The sequence below is a fragment of the Prosthecobacter sp. genome (genome assembly GCF_046154365.1).
In the GTDB taxonomy this organism is placed as follows: Bacteria; Verrucomicrobiota; Verrucomicrobiia; order Verrucomicrobiales; family Verrucomicrobiaceae; genus Prosthecobacter.
This window is the reverse complement of the sequence record NZ_JBJXFV010000163.1, coordinates 20,719-42,664: the sequence shown is the minus strand read 5'-3', so window position 1 is coordinate 42,664 and position 21,946 is coordinate 20,719. Positions and strand designations below refer to the sequence as shown.

10 protein-coding genes are annotated in these 21,946 nt (G+C 61.5%); 2 read left to right on the top strand and 8 right to left on the bottom strand.

Annotated elements, in window-relative coordinates; translation table 11 throughout:
- The first annotated feature begins 3 nt into the window (after positions 1-3).
- Positions 4-827, top strand: a protein-coding gene (locus ACKVY0_RS20780; protein WP_409216763.1) for an IS5 family transposase whose coding sequence is annotated in 2 segments (ribosomal slippage) — positions 4-295 and positions 295-827 — 825 coding nt in all. Because the reading frame shifts where the segments join, the coding sequence is not laid out codon by codon here.
- On the opposite strand, the gene ACKVY0_RS20775 is transcribed toward ACKVY0_RS20780, so the two are convergent.
- The 8 genes from ACKVY0_RS20775 to ACKVY0_RS20740 all read right to left on the bottom strand — a co-directional run bounded on the left by ACKVY0_RS20775 (position 824) and on the right by ACKVY0_RS20740 (position 20,001).
- Positions 824-1,303: a hypothetical protein gene (locus ACKVY0_RS20775; RefSeq protein WP_409216761.1), complete on the bottom strand. Its 480-nt coding sequence runs from the start codon at positions 1,301-1,303 to the stop codon at positions 824-826. The two genes, ACKVY0_RS20780 and ACKVY0_RS20775, sit on opposite strands and share 4 nt — an antisense overlap.
- 112 nt (positions 1,304-1,415) lie before the next feature.
- Positions 1,416-2,297: a hypothetical protein gene (locus ACKVY0_RS20770; protein WP_409216760.1), complete on the bottom strand. Its 882-nt coding sequence runs from the start codon at positions 2,295-2,297 to the stop codon at positions 1,416-1,418.
- 127 nt (positions 2,298-2,424) lie between these two features.
- The gene (locus ACKVY0_RS20765; RefSeq protein ID WP_184344133.1) at positions 2,425-2,667 is read right to left on the bottom strand and encodes a DNA-binding protein; all 243 of its coding nucleotides are present in this window, start codon (positions 2,665-2,667) and stop codon (positions 2,425-2,427) included.
- An 82-nt stretch (positions 2,668-2,749) separates the two neighbouring features.
- Entirely contained in the window at positions 2,750-4,639 is a 1,890-nt protein-coding gene (locus ACKVY0_RS20760) for a prenyltransferase/squalene oxidase repeat-containing protein (RefSeq protein WP_409216759.1), read from the bottom strand.
- 11 nt (positions 4,640-4,650) lie between these two features.
- Positions 4,651-5,151, bottom strand: a complete 501-nt coding sequence (locus ACKVY0_RS20755) for a hypothetical protein (RefSeq protein WP_409216758.1) — start codon at positions 5,149-5,151, stop codon at positions 4,651-4,653.
- 63 nt (positions 5,152-5,214) lie between these two features.
- On the bottom strand, positions 5,215-5,574 hold the full coding sequence (locus tag ACKVY0_RS20750) for a DUF4870 domain-containing protein (RefSeq protein WP_409216757.1): 360 nt from the start codon (positions 5,572-5,574) through the stop codon (positions 5,215-5,217).
- A gap of 107 nt (positions 5,575-5,681) precedes the next feature.
- On the bottom strand, positions 5,682-7,235 hold the full coding sequence (locus tag ACKVY0_RS20745; protein ID WP_409216756.1) for a Gfo/Idh/MocA family protein: 1,554 nt from the start codon (positions 7,233-7,235) through the stop codon (positions 5,682-5,684).
- A 127-nt stretch (positions 7,236-7,362) separates the two neighbouring features.
- Entirely contained in the window at positions 7,363-20,001 is a 12,639-nt protein-coding gene (locus ACKVY0_RS20740; RefSeq protein ID WP_409216755.1) for an autotransporter-associated beta strand repeat-containing protein, read from the bottom strand.
- Positions 20,002-20,189: 188 nt separating this feature from the next.
- Between ACKVY0_RS20740 and ACKVY0_RS20735 the strand changes: the two genes are divergently transcribed.
- Positions 20,190-21,707: a sulfatase gene (locus ACKVY0_RS20735; RefSeq protein WP_409216754.1), complete on the top strand. Its 1,518-nt coding sequence runs from the start codon at positions 20,190-20,192 to the stop codon at positions 21,705-21,707.
- Positions 21,708-21,946 lie beyond the last annotated feature (239 nt).

Below are 21,946 nucleotides of genomic sequence, written 5' to 3'. Positions count from 1 at the left end.
TGGATGGAACGCCACTATCCCAGCGATGTGAGTGATGCCGAATGGGCCTTGCTCGAACCCTTCATTATTGACCCTTCAGCGCCGCGCAAGCGAGGCCGCTGCGAGACGCCGACGTTGGCGCGGCGGTCGCTCAACGCGATGCGCTACCTGCTCAAGACCGGCTGCCAGTGGCGCATGTTGCCCAAGGAGTATCCACCGCGCACCACCGTGCATGACACCTTTACGCGATGGACCAAGAACGGCTTGTGGGAGCGCCTCAACAGCGCGCTACGCGAGCGGCGGCGAGTGGCGCTAAAAAAAACGCCACACCCAGCGCCGCGATCATCGACAGCCAGAGCGTGAAGTGTGCCGACACGGTGGCTCCCAGCAGCAGTGGCTACGATGCGGGCAAAAAGATCAAAGGTCGCAAACGGCATATCCTCACCGATACGCAGGGGCTTCTCTTGGGCGTCTTGGTGACGCCAGCGAGCGTGCAAGATCGAGATGCGGCCAAGGTCGTGTTTGGTCTCTTCTGCCCGCTGCTATTGACCCTACGCATCATCTTTGCGGATGGCGGTTACGCAGGGAAGCTCGAAGCCTTTGTCACCGCAGCAGCGGCGGTCTATGGGCAGGTGGAGGGACTGGTGCTTTCGATCATCAAGCGCAGCGACAAGGCCAAGGGCTTCGTCCTCTTGCCCAGACGCTGGGTGGTTGAGCGCACCTTCGGCTGGCTCGTTAAAGCACGCCGCCTCGTGCGTGACCACGAGCGCAACGCACGCCACCACGAAGCCTTCGTTTATCTGGCAATGATCGGCCATAGCGCTCGCCATCTGGCGTCTCAAAACTAGTGATTATGAAGTTTTAACGGACAGGCTCTCAGGATGCTCTCTCTGATTACATCAAACGAAGGAGATGGAGACAATGACAGGCACCGAGGACTGGCCACCGCGTCACGAATGTCATTGTCCGCGCTATGCGCCAGCTTCTTGAGCGCGGGAACATGTTCTTTCGCTCCACTGATCACCGCAGCCTCGACTGCTTCAATGATGAAATATCGAACAAACTCGGAAAATTCACTGAGATTTGACGACTCGGATGCTGCCAGCACAACACTGATGGCGTTCAAGTTTTCAGGACTATTGTAAAATTCAACCTGTTGTGGTCCTCCACCTAAACGCGATATCTGCCGCTGAATACCTGCCAGCGTCGAGAGTGCCGAATGAAGTCGGGCGTCTTTAACCGTGGCAAACGGGTCGCGAACTGACGCTGGCAGAGGTTCGTCTTGAGCGTCAACCCAAGACGCCAGTAAAAGGCAAGATGCCAAGCATGCTGCCTGAATGGAGTGAGATCGGTAGTGCAAGGCCAAGCTGAACAAAGATGAGTGCTGGAAACTGGGTCAGGGGAAACAGGGTCGACACTGACCCCAGCTCCCGCGCTCACTCCGGTGAGAAGGTAAAGACCTGGTAGGTGATGTATTTCATCTCCTCAATGCTCAGGCGCGGGCTGTACACCTCCGAGCTGAAGCCCATCACGCGCGTGATCAGCTCGTCGCGCTGCGTGTTGTAGCCGTGAATGATCAGGCTGCTGTGGTAGGAGGCGGATTCCGGCTCCTGCCACTTCTTGCGCAGCGCGGGATCCTTCGAGTCCGGCGGCGGCAGTTTCGGATCGGCCTGAAGCGCCTTCGCATATTCAAACCAAGCTTCCTCCCGCAGGTCGTTGTGGGCGTAGATCACCGCCACCACGCGCCCCTTCGCCAGCTCCCGCTTCATGTCGTTGAAGTCGAATTTGTCCATCTTCTTCATCCGCGTACCCGCCAGCTTCATAAGCTTCTTCAGCGCCGCCTCGTGCTTCTCAAACTCATCCAGCTTCTCCGTCCCCTTCATCGCCTCCAGCGGGTCCGCCTTCCACGCGTAGTACTTCGTGAGGAACTGGCAGAGGGACAGCGCCTGCGGGTCATCTTCCCCCGCCTCCGGCATCTGCGGCAGCGTGTCGTCCGGGATCAGCACGTCGCCATTGGGCAGCTCCTTGATCTTCGCCGCCGCCGCCTCGCGGGCGTTCGTGGGCACGGTGGGTGCTGCCCCCGACACCGCTGCAGCAGGTGGTTTCCACTGCTGTAGATAAGTCTGGTCTGCCGCTGAGAAGTTCGTCACCGGCAACGTGAATTCCATTCCGTCCGCACACCGGATGCGCACCTGCCCTTGCTGCACCGCCACCACCTCCGCCTCCAGCTTGCGCCCGGCGGTGTCGGTGAAGATGCGGGCGTCCGCCTGGGATAGCAGACAAAAAAAGACGGCGGCGGGTAGAGCGAATGTTTTCATGTCACGCCAGTTTGTAACAGGGGAACGAGTGCAAATGCTTGATCATGCAGATCGGAGCCTCATGCGAGTTGGTTGATCGCCTGGCATTGTGACGTGCCATCGTCGTACGTGAGTGTCGGTCTTATTTTCACTCATCCACACCGGCGGCGTCCAAGGTACGCATCATGGCGTCCATGAACTCCTGGGCGGCATCGATCGGCAGGATGATCGTGTCTCGCCGACCACGCACGTCCTCGGTGATCTTGATGAACTTGCCGCGGTCGTTCTCCTTGAGATCAAGGAAGAAAATCTTCCGGTCGGTGACGATCTTTTCGGAATGCAGCGGCGGATTGGGCGGACGCCGTTCATCTTCAAATTCTGTGTTCCTCATGCCGGTAAACCTCCACTGCCTGACGATGCGCTGTTGTTGCTGGGTGAATTCGAGGCCGATTCTAGGAGCCACGCCGTGCTTGTCAATGCTTCTCACGCTCCAGCACACGCCGTGCGGCCTGCAAGGCCCCGAGCGTCCAGACGACGGGGTAAAGCTGCTCGTGATACCACAGGCGGGCGAAGTAGAGGCCGATGGGGGCGGGGGGGAAGTGGGTGCCGTCACGGGTGGCGGTGAGGAGCCACTGGATGCTGGATGCTGGATGCCCCGCCTGCATCGCTACGCGAAGCGTTGCGGGCAGGTGAGTGCTGGATGCTGGATGCTGGATGCTGGATGCTGCACACAGAGACTGGAGGGCGACGGCGGTTTCTTCGATGCTGGATGGGGCGTTTCTGTCGCCGCCGAAGGAGCCGTCGGGTTTTTGGGCGGTGAGGAGGTAGCCGGCGCCGCTTTGGATCAAAGCGTGGGCTTGGGCGGAGAGTTGAGCGATGCCGCTGAGGTGGTTGATGACCTGGGCGGTGCCATAGACGGGATTGTTTTCGTCGGGAGTATGCTCGTTGCCGAACCAGAGGGGAATCCAGGCGTGTTCGGGTGTTTGCGAGGTTTTGAGGTAGCGCAACGCGCGCTGAGTGGCTTTGACGATGCGGGTTTGAAGCGCGGAAGGCAGTTCGTCGTGCCACGTCCACCATGCGAGCAGTGCATGGGCGGTGATTTCCGGTGTGCTGCGATCAAATGGCAGCGCGCCCCAGCCACGACAGAAGGTGGGAATGCCGCCATCGCGATTCTGGAGGTTGAGGAGCCAGGTGATGCCGGGGATGCAATGACGAGTGACGAATGACGAATGACGAATGGCTGCGGTGGATGCCCCCTCACCCCGGCCCTCTCTCCGAAGATGATTCGAGTTTGTGTCGTCAACTTCGGCGGGGAGAGGGAGAAGATGTTTGAGCGCGATGAGAGCGCTGGAGGTGTCATCGGCATCGGGGACGCCGCCGGGGAGGTCGGTCCAGGCCCAGCCGCCGGGCGGGGCGTTGGTGAAGGGGTGAGTTTCGCGGTATTGCTGGCTGAGGAGCCAAGGGCGAAGGGCGGAGGGCGAAGGGGCTGAATGCTGAAGCGCACGAATGGAGAGCGTGGTGCCCCAGGTGGCGAGATTGGTGTCGATGGGCCAGCTTCCGTCGTCGCGCATGGATCTGCGGAGAAATTCAACGGCAAGTGGCAGGCAGGGATGATCAAGCTGATCAGCACCGGCGAGCGCCATGGTGACGAAGCTCGTCAGGGGCGTGGCTTCGAGATAACCGCCGCTGCTGGGCTGCAAGGTCTGCAGCATCGGGCGAATGCGCGGCCAGGTGAGCGCACGAACCCAGCGCAGCGGATTCCACCACGCGGGCGGGGCATTTTTGAAGCGTGTGTAGCCGATGGCGATCAACGCCGGCAACGCGTAACTGACGACAGGCAGGCCGATGGCACCAAACCAAGTGCGTGGCAACGCGGCGAGTTCAAAGGGCAGGGCGATGACGTGCTGCCACGGTCTGTTTCCCAACGTGCCGCACAACGCACAGAGCATGAGAATGGGGACGGAGAACGTCTTGTCTTTGCCGTAGCGAGTGACGACGGCTTTGGCGATGGCCTGTGGTTCACGAGAACCGACCTGGGTAGTGATCCATTGATCGGCCTCGGCGCAACGTGTCCCGACCAGATGCAGCGCACTCCAGCAAAGCAGCGTGGTGGAAAGATTGCTTTTGCTGAGCGTGGTGTCGCCCCAGCTGCCATCGGCGTTCTGATGGTCGCTGAGCCATTTAGCGCCGTTGGCGATGTGTGCGGCGTGTTTGTCGCGATCCACAAGCGACAGCGCAACGATGGCGGTCGCCGTGGACAGGGCGCTGCTGGAAAGGCGGCCTTCCCAGTGGCCGTGTGCGTTGCGCAACGACTCCAGATGAGCCTGCGTGCTGGCGATGGCGCTGTCGAGGGCGTCCATCATGACACGGTTGATCAGGCTGCGAGTTTCAGCTCAGGGCGGGCCTCGATGGCCTTGGTGATTGAATCCCATCCGCCCGGACGCTGCTGCTGGAACATGGAGAGATACAATGCGACCTGCTTGGCGGGAAATTGTGCGAGCAAGGCGGTGACGGAGGCCTCGGCCTTGTCGTCAGCAATCACTTCGGGCAGTTCGGTGACTTCGCCTTTGCCGTCGTGCGCGATCTCAGCGGCATCGAGGAAGGTGATGAGCATCTGCGGCTGGCCTTTGAGCAGCCAGATCTGGAAGATCTGCGCGGTGACTTCCTCGTTGGACTTGGTGTTGAGCTGCTCCAGGAGCCATTCGGCCTGCTTGGCGCGGGATTTTTCCAAGATGAAGGCAGGGCGCAGTTTGCGTGCTGGTGCGAGTGAATCGATGACGGCCTTGTAGGCGGCACGTTGATCGGTCTGCAGGTAGGTCATGATCTGCTCACGCAGTTCGGGGCCGATGGCTTGAAGAAGTTGGTTGGGGCGCATCTGGGGTTGGGAAATTGGGGCGCTCTGCTACCACCGCGACACTGGAGTCGCAACCGTTTTGCCTCACAGCAGGCGAATCGTCAGAGGGAAGCGATACACTTGGCCTTCCGAGGCACGCACGATGCCGATGATGGTCAGAATGATCGTGGCAATGACGATCACCGGCAACAGCACGAACCCGATGAGCACAAAGCACAGCAGAAAGGCCGCAACACCGTAGATGAGGTAGCTGATCTGGAAGTTCAGCAGCTCACGACCTTGAAGGTCGAGGTAATGGCTTTGATCTTTTTTGATGAGCCAGACGACGAGCGGTCCGAGAATGGGGAACCCGACGAGGCAGAGCACATGCATGACGATGCCGAGGGTCTTTTCATCCTGCGTGGCGGATGATGGCAGGGACGGGGGTGGTGTGGGTGTTTCCATGACGGCGCAGAGCGTAAGGCGGAGAACGCAGAGGCCAAATGAAAAGAGCCGGGGTCAGAGACCCCGGCTCCTTGGAAAACGAACTCGGAGGTTCGTGTTAGGTTTGGCTACACTTCCGGCAGTTTGAACTCCTCCACATAGTTCTCCGTGGCGAGTTTGTTGGCTTCCACGGCGAACTCGCCGATGAATTTCTCGGCCACGGGGTCGAAGTCGAGCCAAGGACCGGCGCTGATCTTGTCCACGTTGAGGTCGATCTTGTTGTCCACGAGGTTCTGTACGAAGTGCTCGAAGGTTTCCGTGCCGGCTTTGTCGTTCTTGATGCGCTCCTTGACCTCACCGACGCTCGTGGCGACGCCGAGGCGGTACGAGATGTTGGCGAGGTGTGCGAGGGAGGCGGCGTGGAAGCCGTGGGAGACGTGGAGGTTCGGGTTGATGAGCTTCCCGGCGCGCACGGAATTGATGAAGTTGAGCATGTGGTCCGGGCCGTCATTGAAGTTGTCGAACTTGATGAGGGTGTTGCCTTCGTTGTCATAGGCCTTGGACTCGATGACGTAGCCGCCCTCACAGTGAATGACGTTGCCAACGCGTGCGGCGGCGGTCTTGCCGTTCACGCGGTAAACCGGCTCCAATTTCCAGTCCATGTCCTTCAAGGGGAGGCCGCGGTTGTCGAAGATGAACGGCGCGGGCTGATAGTCGTAAAAGGCGAGCTGGTTGTTGGCGGTCTCGCCGTCATCTTTGTAGCCCCAGCGGCCGCCGAGGCTCATGACGCGCTTGGGCAGCAGTTCGGGATTGCCGAGCGCCCAACGGCCCACGTCGGTCTGATGCGGGCCTTGGTTGCCGATGTCGCCGTTGCCAAAAGCCCACTGCCAGTGCCAGTCGTAGTGGAACTGCGTCCGGTTGACCGGGCTGAGGCCGCGTGGCCCCGCCCAAAGCTTGTAGTCCACGTCCACGTTCTGCGGTTTGCCAGCGGGATCGGACTTGATGTCACGCCGATCATGGAACGTGCCCTTGATGACACCATCCTTGGCCTCGACTGCGGCGGCCAGCTTGCCGATGGAGTCGCGTTTTTTGAAATTGATGCCACGGGAAAGCGTGACTTTGCCGATGTGACCTTCCTTGACCCAGTCCATGGCCTGCTGCCAGCCGGGGCTAGAGCGGCGCTGCATGCCGTGCTGAACGACGATGCCCTTCTTCGCGACCTTTTCGGCGGCGTTCACGAGCTGACGGCCTTCCCAGATGTTGTGGCACACGGGTTTTTCCACATAGACGTGCGTGCCGGCGGCCATGGCCGTCATGGCGATGAGCGTGTGCGTGTGGTTCGGCGTGGCGATGGTGACGGCGTCGATCTCCGGGTCGAGCACGAGCTTCCGGTAATCGGTGTAAGCGGTGACGGTGTTGTTTTTCTTCGCCTGATTTTCGACGCCCTTGGCGAGCACATTGGCGTCCACATCACAGAGAGCAACGATGCGCACACCGGGGATTTCCTCCAGGCTCTTGATGTGGCCGGAACCACGACCGTTGAAGCCGATGACCGCGACCCGCACGTCACCATTGGCACCGATGGGTGCGGAAAAAGAGCGGTGGGCGACAAGGCCAGCAGCGCCGGCGACGGTGCCGCGAATGAAGGTGCGGCGGGTGGTTTGGGTTGGGTTTGTTTGCATGGGATGGAGAGGGTTGAATGAAATCATGGCACCGAAAGCGGTGCTCATTTCTTGAGCCTAGCCAAAACGCCGGGGGAAAGGCAACCTTTCCTTTCACCCGGCCGCAGTTTGCGATTTGTGACAACTGCTACCGGCGGCGGCGGCGGAGCATGAGACCGAAGAGGCCGAGCATGAGGAAGACCACGCGGGATGGCTCGGGGACAACCACGACGAGACCTTGGGACGCGAACAGATCGAAATTGAAAGCCAGACCGCTGCCAAGTGTCACGCTGCCGTAATCAAACGTTAACCCATCGATTCCGCCGATCGAGCCGGCCGCGCCCCAGTCCATCAGGTCAAAGATGTCGCCGTAGGCAAAGGTGTGGCCGAGATTGGTGAGCTTGACCGTGCCGTCGATGGTTGGCAACAGCGTGGTGCTGTTCACCAAGATGTGATCATGCAGGGTCACGCCGTTGTTGTAGGTTTCATAGGCCGGCAGAATGGACAGGTTGGTGAGGTTGCCATTGCTGTTGAAATAACTGCGAACATTGGCCTCGTCATTGAAGGTCACGCCGCCGATCTCGAGGAGCAGCGTGCCGCCATCATTGACCGTGAGGCCGCCCTCTATGGTGAACCGGCCCGCGCTGGCTCCGGGAGCGAGCGTGCCGGTGTTGTTCACGATGACATTGCCACCGACGGCACCCGTGCCGCCAAGGACGCCGGCATTGACCGTCGTGGTGCCGGTGTTGGTGTTGACGGCGCTTAGAATAAGCGTGCCAGCTCCTTCTTTGGTAATGGCACCAGCGCCAATTGCGATATCGTCCATGACAGTAATATTCCCCGCTCCGCCAAAGGTGAGATCGAACGCACCAGAAACCGCAGGGCCAGAAGCAACATTGAGTGCCAGGACACCTGCATCCGAGTGGATGCGTGAGTTGCCAGCGAGAGTGATGCTGCCTGCATAGGTGTTGCTGCCCGAGACATTGCGCAAGCCGCCACTGCTGCTGACACCCGCGCTGCCAAGGCTGAGCGGCTCCGACGCCGTAGTGATGCCGCCCTGTAGCTCCAGCGCTCCCCCAGAGTTCACCGTGGTGCCAGTGCCGGTGTTGCCGAGGGCGTTGGCCTGGGTGATGCGCAGCGCACCAGCATCCACTACCACCGCCCCCACCGTGTTCGCGGTGGTGAGGGTCACCGTACCCACACCATCCTTGGTGAGGGTGGCGGTGCCGAGGTTCATGGCATCGGCCACGGTGATGTTTCCGGCACCGCCAAGGGCGAGATTGAAGCTGCCGCTCACGGAATTCCCGCCAGCAACGTTCAGAGTGAGCAGGTCGGCGTCGGAGTTGATGCGGGAGTTGCCCGCGAGGGTGATGTTGCCTGCGTAGGTGTTGCTCCCGGAAACGTTGCGGAGTGCGCCGCCATTGGCAACGCCAGTGCCATCCAGGCTGAGCAGCTCTGCGGCAGTGGTGATGCCGCCGACGACTTCGAGGGCGGCGTTGATGTTCACTGTAGTGCCAGCAGCCGTGCTGCCGAGGGCGCTGGCATGGGTGATGCGCAGGGTGCCAGCATTCACAGTCACGGCCCCAAAGGTATTGGCCGCGCCGAGAGTGGCGTTGCCGGTGCCGTCTTTGACAAGGGCATTGGTGGTGAGGTTGATGGTATCAGCAATGCTAAGATTGCCAGCGCCGCCAAGGGTGAGGTCGAAGGCTCCGGTGATGGCGCTGCCGGAGACCACATCAAGGGTCAGCGTGTCCGCGTCTGCATTGATGCGGGTGGCGCTGGCAAGCGTGACGGCACCGGTGAAGGTGTTGCTGCCGCTGATGTTGCGCAACGCACCACCGCTGCTGACGCCACTGCCGTTCAATGTGAGACCTTCTGCCGCCGTGGTGATGCCGCCGCTGATCTCCAGTGCCGCGCCAGACGACACCGTGGTACCACCCGCGACGCCGCCAAGGGCGCTGGCGCTGGCGATGCGGATGACGCCGCTATTGATGGCGACGGTTCCGGTAAAGGCGTTCACGCTGCTGATGGTTACGGTGCCGGTGCCGTTCTTGATGATGCCGGAGGCACCGGTGATGCCCGAAGTGCCGGTGAGAGTGTAGCTGAGCAGCGTGCTGTTGTTGAACTCGACGCTGGTGGGCGTCACGTCCTCCACGGAGATGTCCACCGCGCCGCTGGAGGCAGTGTCATCGAAGAGCACCGTGTCGTTGGGCCTGAAGTCAGTGGCGGTGCCTGCGGTGACGAGCTTCCAGTTCTTTGATCCCCCCAACTCAAAAGTGCTCCACTCATTGCTCAAAGCACCGGTCCACTTCGGGGTGTCCCCGACGATCATAAGGTCAATGCTGTCCGCATTGCTGGCATTCTGCACGAGCGTGGGGGTCTGGCGCGCGCCCAAGCCGGAGATGGTGCCCAAGGTGAATGCGCTGAAGCCAACCCCAGTGCCAGTGATGGCCCCAGTGTGGTCAATGAGCAGGTAAGTGCCGTTCACCACCGCGCCCGTATTAGCGATATGGATCGTGATGGTGCCTGCGTTGGTGTTCACGACCAAGGCCCCGGCGTTCAGGATCGAGGCGGAGCCGGTGTTGATGTCCGCCAGCATAATGGTGGCGGTGTCGGTGGCCGTAGCGCCAAACACCAGCGAACCGGCAGTAAGTGAGCCAACCTGATTTTGACCCGCCTCAATAATGCCGGTGCTGGCGACGGTAACGATTCCATTCGCCGTGCCGCTGCCGCCGAAGGTCGTGCCTCCACCGACACTGACGGCGCTGGCCACATTCAAGCTGCCGTTCACATAGAGCTTGCCAGTACCCGTGAGCGTCGTGGTGCCGGTGTAGGAGTTCACCCCGGAGAGCACGAGTGTGCCCGCGCCATCCTTGGTCAGGGTGCCCGCACCGGTGGCAATCGCATCTGCCACGGTCACATTCCCCGCGCCGCCAATGGTGAGGTTGAACGCGCCGGTGACGGCATCCCCGGAGGCGACATCGAGGGTGAGGGTGCCGGAGTCGGAGTTGATGCGAACATCACTCCCCAGGGTGATGAGACCGGCCCAGGTGTTGCTGCCGCTGGTGTTGCGCAGCGCACCTGCGCTGGAGATGCCGTCGCTGCTGAGGGTGAGGCCTTCCGCCGCAGTGGTGATGCCGCCAGAAATTTCAAGGGCTGTACCGGTGCTGACGCTGGTGCCGTTGGTCACGCCGCCGAGAGCGCTGCCATGCTGCACGCGGAGGATGCCGCCGGTTACGTTGAGCGTCCCGGTGAAGGCATTGCTGGTGTCGAGCGTGAGGATGTCGGTGGCAGCACCTGATTTTGACCAAGTGGCGCCGCCATTGATCTCACCCACATTGCGCAAAGTGCCGGCCTGCATGTTCAGGATGCCGCTGCCGGAGCCGATGGCGGCGGTGCCGCTGCCGATGCTGTTGCCGTTCAGATTCAGGATGGCGGTCGCGCCGTTGAGGGAGAGCGTGGTGTTCTCCGTGCCGCCACCGTTGCTGCGGGTGATGCTGCCGCTGATGTTGGTAGTGCCGCCGAGCAGATTGATGGTGGCGGTGGCGGCCTTGCTGATGCCGGTGACCACCGCATTGGCCATGTTGATGGCCCCGGTGTTGAGGGTGCCGCCGTTCATGGTCAGCAGGGCGGTGGCGGTGCCGGGACTAGCGGTGGCACTCGTCGCGGTGTTCACTGCCATGGTGAGCGAGCCAAGGCTGGCGGTGCCGGTGCTGGCGGTGGTGGTGCCGATGGTGATCGTGCCGGTGCTGGAGCCCGTTGTAAGCGCAGCGCCAGTGCGGGTGACCATGCTGGTGCTGTTGGCGGAAAAGATGCCGGTGTCAAAGGTGAGGGTGGCATCCGCACCCTGCGTGCTTCCGTTGCTGCGTGCGGCCATGACGATTTGATTGAGCGACACATCCACGGTGTGCCCGGCGAGCAGAACCTGGGAGGTTAACTGCGTGCCGGTACTGCTGGCGTTGTTGACCATGTTCAGATTGGTCAGGCCAGTGGCTCCGGCAGCAGAGCGGACCGTGAGTGTCCCGGTGCTGCCAGCAAACTGCAAGATGCCGCTGCCACGCTGGTTGCCGGTTTCCCCGATGCTGATGGTGTTGGCATTGATGACGTTGGTGGTGGCACCCAGGTTGAGCGTTTTAGCCCCCGCGCCTGATCCCGTGTTCTGGCCGATGCCGAGCAGATTCGTCGTGATGGTGTTATTGGCGGCGAGGGTCAGCGTAGTCACCACCGTTTGCGATGTATCCGCGGTGTCCCCCAGGCGGAAAATGCCACTCGTGCCCAGATCAGCGGTGAAGGTGGTCAGCCCACTGAGGTTCGCATTCACGGCGTTGGAGCGGCCAGAAGTCGTCGCACCCCCAACTTGGAAATTGCCCCCGTTGGCATTCACGACAAAGCTGCCGCCGCCCAGAAAGTTCACGTTGGTAGTGGTTGGATTGGCGTTGGCGTTGGTTCCCAGCGTCACGTTTCCCGTGGATGTCAGCGTTTCAGAAGCACCTATGGTGATGGTATTGGCGGTGGCGGTATTGGTGGAGACAACCAAACCCGCCACACTCTGGATCGAGTTGGTAAAGTCCACATGACCCACTGTGGTTCCTGCATTGCCGAGATTGAGCACGGCGGTGGAGGAGAGGTTGTTGTCCGTGTCCGACTTCAGCGTTCCACCCCCAGTAACACGGGTGTCGCCCGTCTGTGTCGCGGTCCCGGTGTAGGTGACAATGTTGGTGCCGCTGACGCCGAAAACACCCGCCCCTCTCACATTGCTGCTAAAAGTGTGGTTGGTCACGGAGCCCAGCAGGAAGGCCGCACCGGAGGCTACTGAGGTGCTGCCGGTATAGGTCGCGGGGGCGTCATTGAGCGTGAGGGTGCCGCTGGCTACGTTCACAGCGGTGATGCCGGTCTGCCCACCACCGAAATTGTTCTGGATGAGACCGCCGAAGTTGCTGGTGGCGGTCACCGTGAGCACGGATGTGGTGCCATTGGCACTGTTCCCAATAAGTTGGCTGGCCGCAGTGCCTGCGGTGGCGATGGTGGTGAAGGACTGGTCGTTGCCGTTGAGGTCGAGGATGCCGACGTTGCCCACACTGCCCAAGGTCAGTGCTCCTAGGCCGAATGCATCATCCACCCCGAGCTTCGCGGTGCCGAGGCTGACGATGGTGCCACCGGTGTAGGTATTCGCATTCGTCAGGGTCAGGATGCCACCCCCGGCGATTGTGATTCCGGTGGTGCGGGTCGCTCCGTTCTTGATGAGACCGCCGAAAGTATTCGCCACAGCACTGCTCACCGTCAGCACGGACGCCGCAGTGTTGCCGTTGTTGGTGATGGTCTGATTCGCGGCAGTGCCGGCGGTGGCCAGGCTGGTGACTGTAGTGTTCAGGCTGTTGAGGTCGAGCGTGGAGCTGTTGCCAGTGGCACCGATGGTCAAAGCTGTAGTGACAGGCAGGGCTCCGGCGGAACCGAGACGCAAGATACCGTTGTCAATGATAGTAGCACCAGCGTAGCCGTTGGTACCACTGAGGGTGGTAGTGCCGGTGCCGCTCTGCCTCACCGCACCGCTGCCGGTGATGTTCCCAGCATAGGTGACGGCATCGGAACGGCTGAAGGTGAGCGTGCCATTGTCCGTGACTGCGCCGGTGAAGGAACCGGCAGTGCCGCCGTTTCCGACCTGGAGGGTCGCGCTAGCGTTGATCGTGGTGCCACCCCCATAGCTGTTTGTTCCGGTAATGGCAGCCGTACCGGTCTGTACAGTGAAGCTGCCGGTGCCAGTGATGTTCCCGCCCAACGTGGAGGTGTCCGTGCGGTTGTAGATGAGCGTGCCATTGGCCGTGATGGCGCTGGTCACCGAACCAGTGGTGCCGCCATTGCCGATGTTCAGCGTGGCCCCGCCAGAGATGACATTGCCACCGGAGCTGCCCAGCGTGCCGGTGAGGGCGAGGGTGCCGGTGGTCACATTGACCACACCGCTGCCGGAGACGATGCCCGCGTAGGTGATGGTGGTGTTCGGGTTGAAGGTGAGCGTGGCGTTGTCGGTCACATCGCCACTGAGGCTGCCGTTGCTGGTGCCGTTGCCTACCTGGAGAATGCCTGCGGAAATGGTGGTTCCTCCCGTGTTCGTGTTGCCGGTGCCGGTGAGGATGAGGGTTCCTGCCCCCTGCTTGGTCAGGCCGAGGATACCTGCCGCTCCGTTCTGCAAGGTGCCTGCGAAAGTATTGGTCCCAGCGGCGAGGTTCACCGTGAGCACTGAGGCGAGGGTGGCGTGGCTGTTCTCCACCGCAGCGTTCGTCCCGGCGGAAAGCAGGCCGGTGACGGTGGCGTTGTTGCCGTTGAGCTGGAGCCTGGTGCCTGCGGGGGCGGCGGCGCCGAAGGTGTAGCTGTTCCCGGTGCCAAGGGCGGTGGTATTGCCCAGGGTGATGGTGCCGTTGTTCTGGGTGATGCCACCCGTGAAGCTGTTGGCGTTGTTGATGATCAGTGTCCCGGTGTTGCTCTTGGTCAGCCCCGTGCTGCCGGTGATGCCGTTGCTGCCCTGCAGGGTGTAGGTCTTGCCTACCCCGTTGCTGTTGTTGAACTCGACGCTCACGGGGTCCACGTTGCCACTGGAGATGTCAACCACATAGGATCCCGTGGCGTCATCATCAAAGAGAACCTGATCGCCTGAGCGATAATCCGTCGGAGAGCTGTCCGAAATGAGCTTCCAGTTCAGCAAGAGGTTATTGCTCGGATGCCAGACAGAGCTGTTGGCGGAAGCGGTCGCGTCAAATCCAGTCCACTTCGGCGAATCGCCCGAAATCGTCAGTGCCACGAGTGAATTCGTCGCATCATCAACCAAAAGAGCGCTCTGTCGCCCACCTAGGCCACCGATCGTGCCTTTCTTGAAAGCCGCGAACCCTGCGCCACTGCCCCCGATGCTGCCGCTGTAATCGAAAAGGGTATAGGTGTTATTGCTAACCGAGCCGCTGTTGGCGATGTTGATGGTGATCATGGCGGTGCCGGAATTGATGGTCAGCGCCCCGGCATTGAGAATGGAGGGACTGCCACCAAAAACATTCGCCAAGTTGATGGTGGCTGTGTCGGTCGCTCCTGAACCAAAAGTAACTCCACCCGCCAGATTCAGAGAGCCGCTTTGCAGGAAACCGGCCTCAATGATGCCGGTGCTCGCCACGGTAGTAGCTCCATTCACCGTGCCGGTGCCGCCGAGGGTGGCCAGGGCGGAAACAGTCACGGCACTGCCCGCATTCGTGGAGCCATTCACGAAGAGCTTGCCCGCGCTCACGGCTAAGGTGCCGCTGTGCCCATTCACCCCGCCTAGCACCAGCGTGCCTGCTCCGGTCTTGCTCAGCGCCGTGGTGCCAGCGACAATGGCGGAGGACGTTAGCGTGGTGCCGACCGCCACATCCACCGCCCCGCCACCAACGCCGATGGTGATGCCACGGTTCGTGCTCAGCGTTGCATCCGCCGTGCTGGCGAGGATGCCGCCGCCGCTCAGGGTCAACTGGTCAACCACCGCCGCACCGGGAGCCGTGCCCAGGTTGCCATCTGCGGAAATCTGGACGGTGCCTGCGGTAATGAGAGTCTTCCCGGTGTAGTTGTTCGAAGCGTTGCTGAGCACCAGCCTGCCCAATCCAGACTTGGTCACGTTACCCGATCCGCTCACCAAGCCGCTGATGGTGAGGTCGTTCGCCGCAGAGCCATTATCCTCCACATTGATCGTTCGTGCCACAGTGCCCAGGTTGAGCGTGCCGCTGAGGGTGCCGCCTGCACCCGCCCCGGCAGCTTCATAAAGAATGCCGCCCGCATTAGCCGCGCCGTTCGTGAGGGCGATGGCAAAGTTCGCGCTCACATCCCGCAGGACGAGGGCGTTGGCTTCGTTGGCAAAACTGATGCCGTCTGTTACCCCGCGACCATCCAGCGTGACCGTGCCCACATCCTGCACCGCACCAGCACGCCAGATAAGCTGGCTGAGGGTCATGTTACCCGCCGTCGTGTCGCCGATGGCCTGATTCTGCAAATCCAATGTACCGCCAGTGATGGTGATGACCGCACCGCTACGGTCATTGGCCGTCTTGGTGATGTCGCCAGCCACGGTGAAAGTGCCGCCGCTGAGGTTGATGATGCCCTTGGCAGTGCCCAGGGTTCCTGCATAAGTGCCCATCGCCACACTTTGCAGAACGGAGACCGTGCCGTTGGCCATGGTAAAGGTGCCGAATGCCTGTGTAATTGCCGTCACAGTTCCGCTCGCACCGCTCATGTCCCCTAACGACATGTTCAATGTCTCCAGGCGGTGATTAACATTGTTGTCCAAAGTGAAGGTTGCCGTGGAACCGCCAATTCCGCCGGTGCCGGTGCTCTTTAGGCCGAGTGTCAGCAGCGACAGATTCGCATTCAGCGTGCCTCCCGTCATATTGAAGGTATGGGTGCCGGATCCTCCTGTGGCGACATTGTTCCGGCCCACAAACAATTGCGTGCTGTAGTCCGCAAAGCCCATGATGTTGAGCGTGCCTCCGGCGGCGATGGTCACGCTGCCCGCGCCTTTGCGCCCGCCTACTGTCCAAAGCGGCGTGGTCACGTTGTTGGTGCCCGAACCAAAAACTAGGCTCGAACTCCCGGGACCAGCGCCGCCTGTGCTAGTTTCACTCTGAATGATCGAGGTGCCTGCGGTGATGTCGTTATTGGTCGCAAGAGTCACCGTGCTGGAAGGGACGCTGACAGTGCCGCCGTTGATGAGGGCCAGACGCACGGTATCCACATTCGCCGTGAACTGGGTCACTCCAGTGAGCGTCAAAGTGCCCGACTTGCTGATGGTATCCGCACCACTGATTCCCACGTCCAATGTGTCCCCAGCCACACCGGAACCGACAGTGAGGTTGCCGCTGGTCTGGGTCAGGGTGGTGGTGCCGTTCGAGCCGATGATGAGACTGCGGCCGATGACGTTATTGCCCGCAGCGAGAGCCACAGTGCCAGCCTCAACAGTGAAGTTTCCGCCAGTGACGAGCACTCCAGCGAGAGTCGCGTTTAACTTGCCAGGGTCCACATTCGTGGTGGTGGCGTTGCTCTGGAAAGTCACGTTCCCATCCCCGCTGCTGGCGATGGTGCCATTGTAGGTCAGGGTCTTGCCGTTGCCCGCCGTGCCAGCCGCGATGCTGACAATGCTGTTCCCGCCGCCGAATTCCCAGGCGCGGTTGGCGTTGAGGGTCATGCTGGAGTTCACGTTCAGCGTCGTGGCATACTGCCGCAGGGCGACCGCACCGGGGGGCGTGGTACCGAAGGCGTTGTCGCTGTTGATCGTGACGATGCCGCCAATCAAGGAGGTGGCCCCGGTGTAAGTGTTGCTGTTGTTGAGTACCAGGGTGCCCGCGCCGAATTTCGTGAAGGACACCGCGCTGGTCCCGTTGTCAGCGATGATGACGCTGTTCGTGGCGAAGTCCTGGGTGTCCCCCGTATCCACGCGGAGCATGAGTTCACCGACTGCTGCCCCGCCGGCCGTAAGTGTGCCGTTAGTGATGTCCCCTGCGTTGCCGTTGCCAAGCAGCATCCCGCTTTCCACGTTCAGGGTGAACGTGCCCAGCGCCAATCCCAATCCGGCGTTGAGCACAGCGGCATTGATGTTGCGGCCGGCAGTCAGCGTTGTGGCGGCCGTGGGCTTCACGTTGTCCGCAACCACCCATGCGGTCTGGTCGTTGCTGTTGGCCGAGTAGGTGGCGAGCGCACGAACAGATGCGGCGGCACCTGTCTCATAGGTCGCCAGCTCGGTGCCGAACGTGGCCCCACGGATGATGCCATCATCAAGCGTAGGGGCAGTGGTGAAGACGAGGCGGCCGCGGGTGGCGGCGAAGGTGCTCAGTCCATTGGCGTCCGTGGGAGTGAAGTTCACGATCGCCCCCGCAGTGCGAGCCAGGGCATTCGTGAAGGTCAGCACCGAAGTCTGGGCGGAGGCCGCAGTATCCACCGTGACCGTGTTGAATCCTCGGTCAATGATCAGCGTGGCGATCGTATCCACGGTGCTTACAGTACCCCCCACATCAAAGTCGAATGTGCCGCCCCGCAGCGTCAAGGTTGCGCTGTTGTTGATGCGGTTGTTGTTGTTGTTGCTGTCTCCATAGGTGGCTCGCAATGTGCTGCCACCGGCGATGATGATGGCTGTCGTCCCGGTAAGGCTGCCATTGGTGCCGTTGCCGTTACCCGTCAACTGCACAAGCCCCTGGTTGATGGTCGTGCTCCCTGTGTAGGTGTGGTTGGTGCCGGTGAACACGAGGTTGTTGGCACCCGTCTTCACGAGCGAGAGGGCGCCACCAGTGCCGTTGATGATCTGGCCTTCAAAATTCTGGCTGGCAGTCATCACGATACGCAGGGTCGCCGCCGTGGCGTTGTTGTTCTCCAAGATGCCCGCCGTGGACTGGGTCGTGCCTCCTGCCAGCGAATTGAGGTTGAGCATGGAGACGCTGTTGCCATTCAAGCGCAGTCGGGAGCCGGTCTGCAGGTTCACCGCGTTGAGGAAGTTATCATTCAACGCCGTGGTGCTGCCGAGCTGAAGGATGCTGCCGTTATGGACGCGAATGCCACCAATGAGCTTGTTGTCCCCACTGAGAACCAGGGTGTTCACAACGGCAGCGCCTGAGGCAAAACCAGAGCCGCTCAAGATGAACCCGGCGTTGCCACTCAACCGGGAGCTGATGGTCGCTGAGACCGCCGTGTTGCTGGAGACAAAGATGGAGCCGTTGGTTGCGCCAAAGTCCAGACTGCCGGATGCACCACCAATCGTGTGCGCTCCGGTGAACAGGAGCGCACCACTGGCCACGCTGACGCTGCTGTTCGCCGCCAAGGTGGTGGTGCCAGCCGTAACCCGTAGGGCATTGATGAATTGGTCGCTGTTGACTGACTCGCCGCCCGCCACGCTCACGTTCCTGCTGGCTGTCGTGCCGGTAATGAGGCTGTCGTATTCCCCATTCGCCAGCGGGCGGATGCCCGTCGCTCCATGCGTGACATGCGCACTGCCCGCCCCAGTGGCGCTGATGTCCCCCACGGCCCAAGGAAGGACGCTGATGGTCTGCGTGCCGGAGCCACCGCCGCCGCCCGTAAGCGTGGGCGCAGTGCCGAAGATAATGCGGCTAGAGCTCGCTCCGGTGCCACCCAGATTCGTACCCCGGAACATGATGGTGCCGCTGTTCGTGCGGGTGAGGTTCGTGGCACTGACCTGAATCTCCTGACCGCTGGCCGGTGTGAGCGTCACTTGGGCACGCCCCGCATCGGTGGCCAGTGTGAGGAATGTTTCCTCAAATCCGCCAGAGCCTGCCGCCGGACCATTGAAGTCCACATAGCCACCGCTACGCAGGTTCACAGACGCTCCGTCATTGATGCGGTTGAGCGTGCCAGCGACGACATCCGTAGTCGCGCCAAAGATCATGAATTCATCCGCCCCATTGAAGTCGCCGATGTTGAAGGTGGTGTTCCCGTTCAGCGTGGCATTGTTGCCGGAAACGATGACCCCGGCCGTGTTGATCGTCACGGTGCCAGCGGAGTCGTTGGCATTGGTCAGGCGGATGACGCCGCCACGGTCCTTCGTGATGGCACCCGTGCCGGTGATCTTCTTGTCCACCGTGACCGGCGCGGCGATCGTGCCGTCCGTGCGGCCAAAGATGAGCGTGCCTGAGTTGAACACCATGCCCGTGCTGCCGCTGCCGAGGGTGCCCGCAGCGCCGTTGTTCCCCATGCGCAAGCTACCGCTGGCAATAGTGACATCCCCCGTGAAGGTGTTGGCTCCGGTCAGATTCACAGTGCCGGATCCGCTCACTTTCAGCAAACTGCCACTGCCGCTGATGACCCCGCTGAAAGCCTGTTCATCGCTGCGGTTGAATTCCAACGTGCCGTTGTTCACGATGGCCACATTCCCATAAAGATTATTTGCTGAGGCTCCGATACCACCCGCAGCCGTCCCCGCGCCAAAGCGCAACGTGCTGCCGCTGGAAATGGTGAGTGTGTTCGTAGCAATCGAGTTGGCCCCGGTCAAGGTCACACGCCCGCCCGCCCCACTGGTAATCGTGAAGGTGTTGGAGCCTGTAGATGTGATCACCCCTCCGTAAATGAGTGTATTCGTACCCGCATCAATCGTGGCCCCGCCTGCGTTGATCGTGATGCCCCGGTTGGTGGCCATGGTGAAACCGGTATTCACCAGCAGCCTGCCGCCGCCGCCAATCTGCAACTGGTTCGCGACCACGGCAGCCGGCGCGTCACCCAGATTGTTGTCCGCCGCGATGGAGAGCGTGCCGCCGCTGATGATCGTCAGTCCCGTACCCGTGCTAGACCCGCCCAGCACCAGGGTGCCGCCGCCTGTTTTCGTGAGGTTATTCGTGAAAGTGATGCCGGAATTGACCGTGGCCGTGAGACCGCTCGCCACATTGAAGCTAGAAGCCGCCCCCAGATTGAGCGTACCACCCGTGAGCGTGGTGGCACCCTCCTCAAACGTGAGTCCGCCGATGATTTGCGTGCCTGAGACCGTTATGCCCAGGGTACCCGTGGCCCCAGCGCCTGCGCTGAAGACAGCGGTGTCGTTGGAGACGTTGTTCCAGGCCGCACTGGCGCTGTTGCCCGTGGAGTCCGTGCTCCAGATCGCGGAAGTGTCCCAAGTCGTGGTAATATTCCCCCCGCCATCCTCACCTGCTCCAACCGTAGCACCATTCACATCCAGAAAAATAGTCGCCCCCTGCAAGGGCTGACCGATCTGCCAGGTGAGCATGAGAATGAGCAGCAGGGTGATTATCACCATGCCGATGGACCGGCGGTAGGCGCGTAATTGCTTCATAGTAAACTACTGGCTGGGGGAGCCGGGAGAATAGCAAACCTTTGAGTGCCGAGGCAAGTTTTTGTTCGTTATGCGAATAAAAAATTCGACACAGGACGGTAACAAAGCGGCCACACGAAACGGCTGAGCCCAACGAGGCCTGACCTGCCGCAAGAAGCCCCCTGCCGCTCTCGTTCCAGCCCGCCGCCATGAGACTCCCGACCCTGCTTGCCACCGCCCTCGTTTTTGCCACCACATTCACCCACGCCGCCCCGCGTCCGAACGTCCTCTTCATGATGGCGGACGACCTGAACAACAGCCTCGGCTGCTACGGCCATCCGCTCGTCAAATCGCCGAATCTCGACCGCCTCGCCGCCCGTGGCGTGCGCTTTCAGAACGCCGCCTGCCAGTTCCCCCTCTGCGGCCCCAGCCGGAACTCGATGCTCACCGGCCTCTACCCGAACAGCACCGGCATCCTCACCAACTCCCAGCTCTTTCGCCAGACCATCCCCAAACATGTCAGCCTCCCGCAGGCCTTCCGGCGCGACGGCTACTTCGCCGCCCGCATCGGCAAGCTCTACCACTACGGCGTGCCCAACTCCATCGGCACCAACGGTCACGACGACCCAGCCTCCTGGGAGCTGGAACTCAACCCCGCCGGCTGCGACCGCCTCCTGGAGCACCCCGACATCTTCTCCCTCCTTCCCGGCAACTTCGGCGGCACCCTGAGCTGGTACGCCTCCCCCCGCCCCGATGAACAACACACCGACGGCCTCCAGGCCAAGGACGCCGAGTGGGTCCTCGAACGCTGCGCGAAGGACAAAGACCGCCCCTTCTTCCTCGCCCTCGGCTTTTTCCGCCCGCACACGCCATATGTCTCGCCCGCGACCCGTTTTGCCGACTATCCCGTCGAAACAATGCCCGTTGTTCAAGGCGTGAAGGAAGACCAGGCCGATCTCCCTGCCCCCGCCCTCGGCAGCTACAAAAAAGAGCAGGACAAGCTCACCGACGACCTCCGCCGTCAGGCTCTTCAGGCCTACTATGCCTCCATCTCCTTCATGGACGCCCAGGCTGGAAAAGTCCTCGACGCTCTCGACCGCCTCGGCCTCGCTGACAACACCATTGTCGTCTTCACCAGCGACCACGGTTACCACAACGGCGAACACGGCCTGTGGCAAAAACAAAGCCTCTTCGAGGAAAGCGCCCGCGTCCCCCTGCTCATCGCCGGTCCCGGTGCCAAAAAAGGCGCTATCGCCAACACCCCCGTCGGCCTCATCGACCTCTACCCCACGCTCGCCGAACTCTGCGCCGTCAAATCCCCCGCCAACCTCCAGGGCCAGAGCCTCGTCCCCATCCTCAAAAACCCCGACGCCAAAGGCCGCGGCTGGGTGCTCAGCCAGGTCGTCCGTGGCGGCGGCTTCAAACGCCAGGGTGCCAGTGCCGCCAAAGGCGACGATGGCAAACGCATCTTCGGCTACGCCCTCCGCACCGACCGCTGGCGTTACATCGAGTGGGACGAAGGCAAAGCCGGCAAAGAACTCTACGACCACGAAAAAGACCCAACGGAACTCACCAACCTCGCCGACCAACCCGCACACGCCGAAGCCCAGGCCAAACTCGCCGACCAACTCCACGCCGCCGTCAAAACCACCTTCCCCGCCGATGGCGTGACCCCCAAAATCCCCGAAGGCAACATCATGTACGCCCCCGAACTCGTCGATCCGTGAAGTCGGCATAGAGCGAAAGGCAAAGGGCCAAGAGTAAGTGCCGCAACACCCATCCTCGTCCTCGATCCCAGCGCTCCGCCACACCCCACGGCCCCGAATCACCCACCGCTGTTCCGTAGTCCCGGGTTCGCTTCGCGGCTTCGCAGTAGCCGGTTCCGGCCATTTACCATTCTCAGTTTTCCATTCTCCATTCCTCCATCCTTCCCCACCTCCCCTCGCCCGCGCCACTCCGCCCCTCA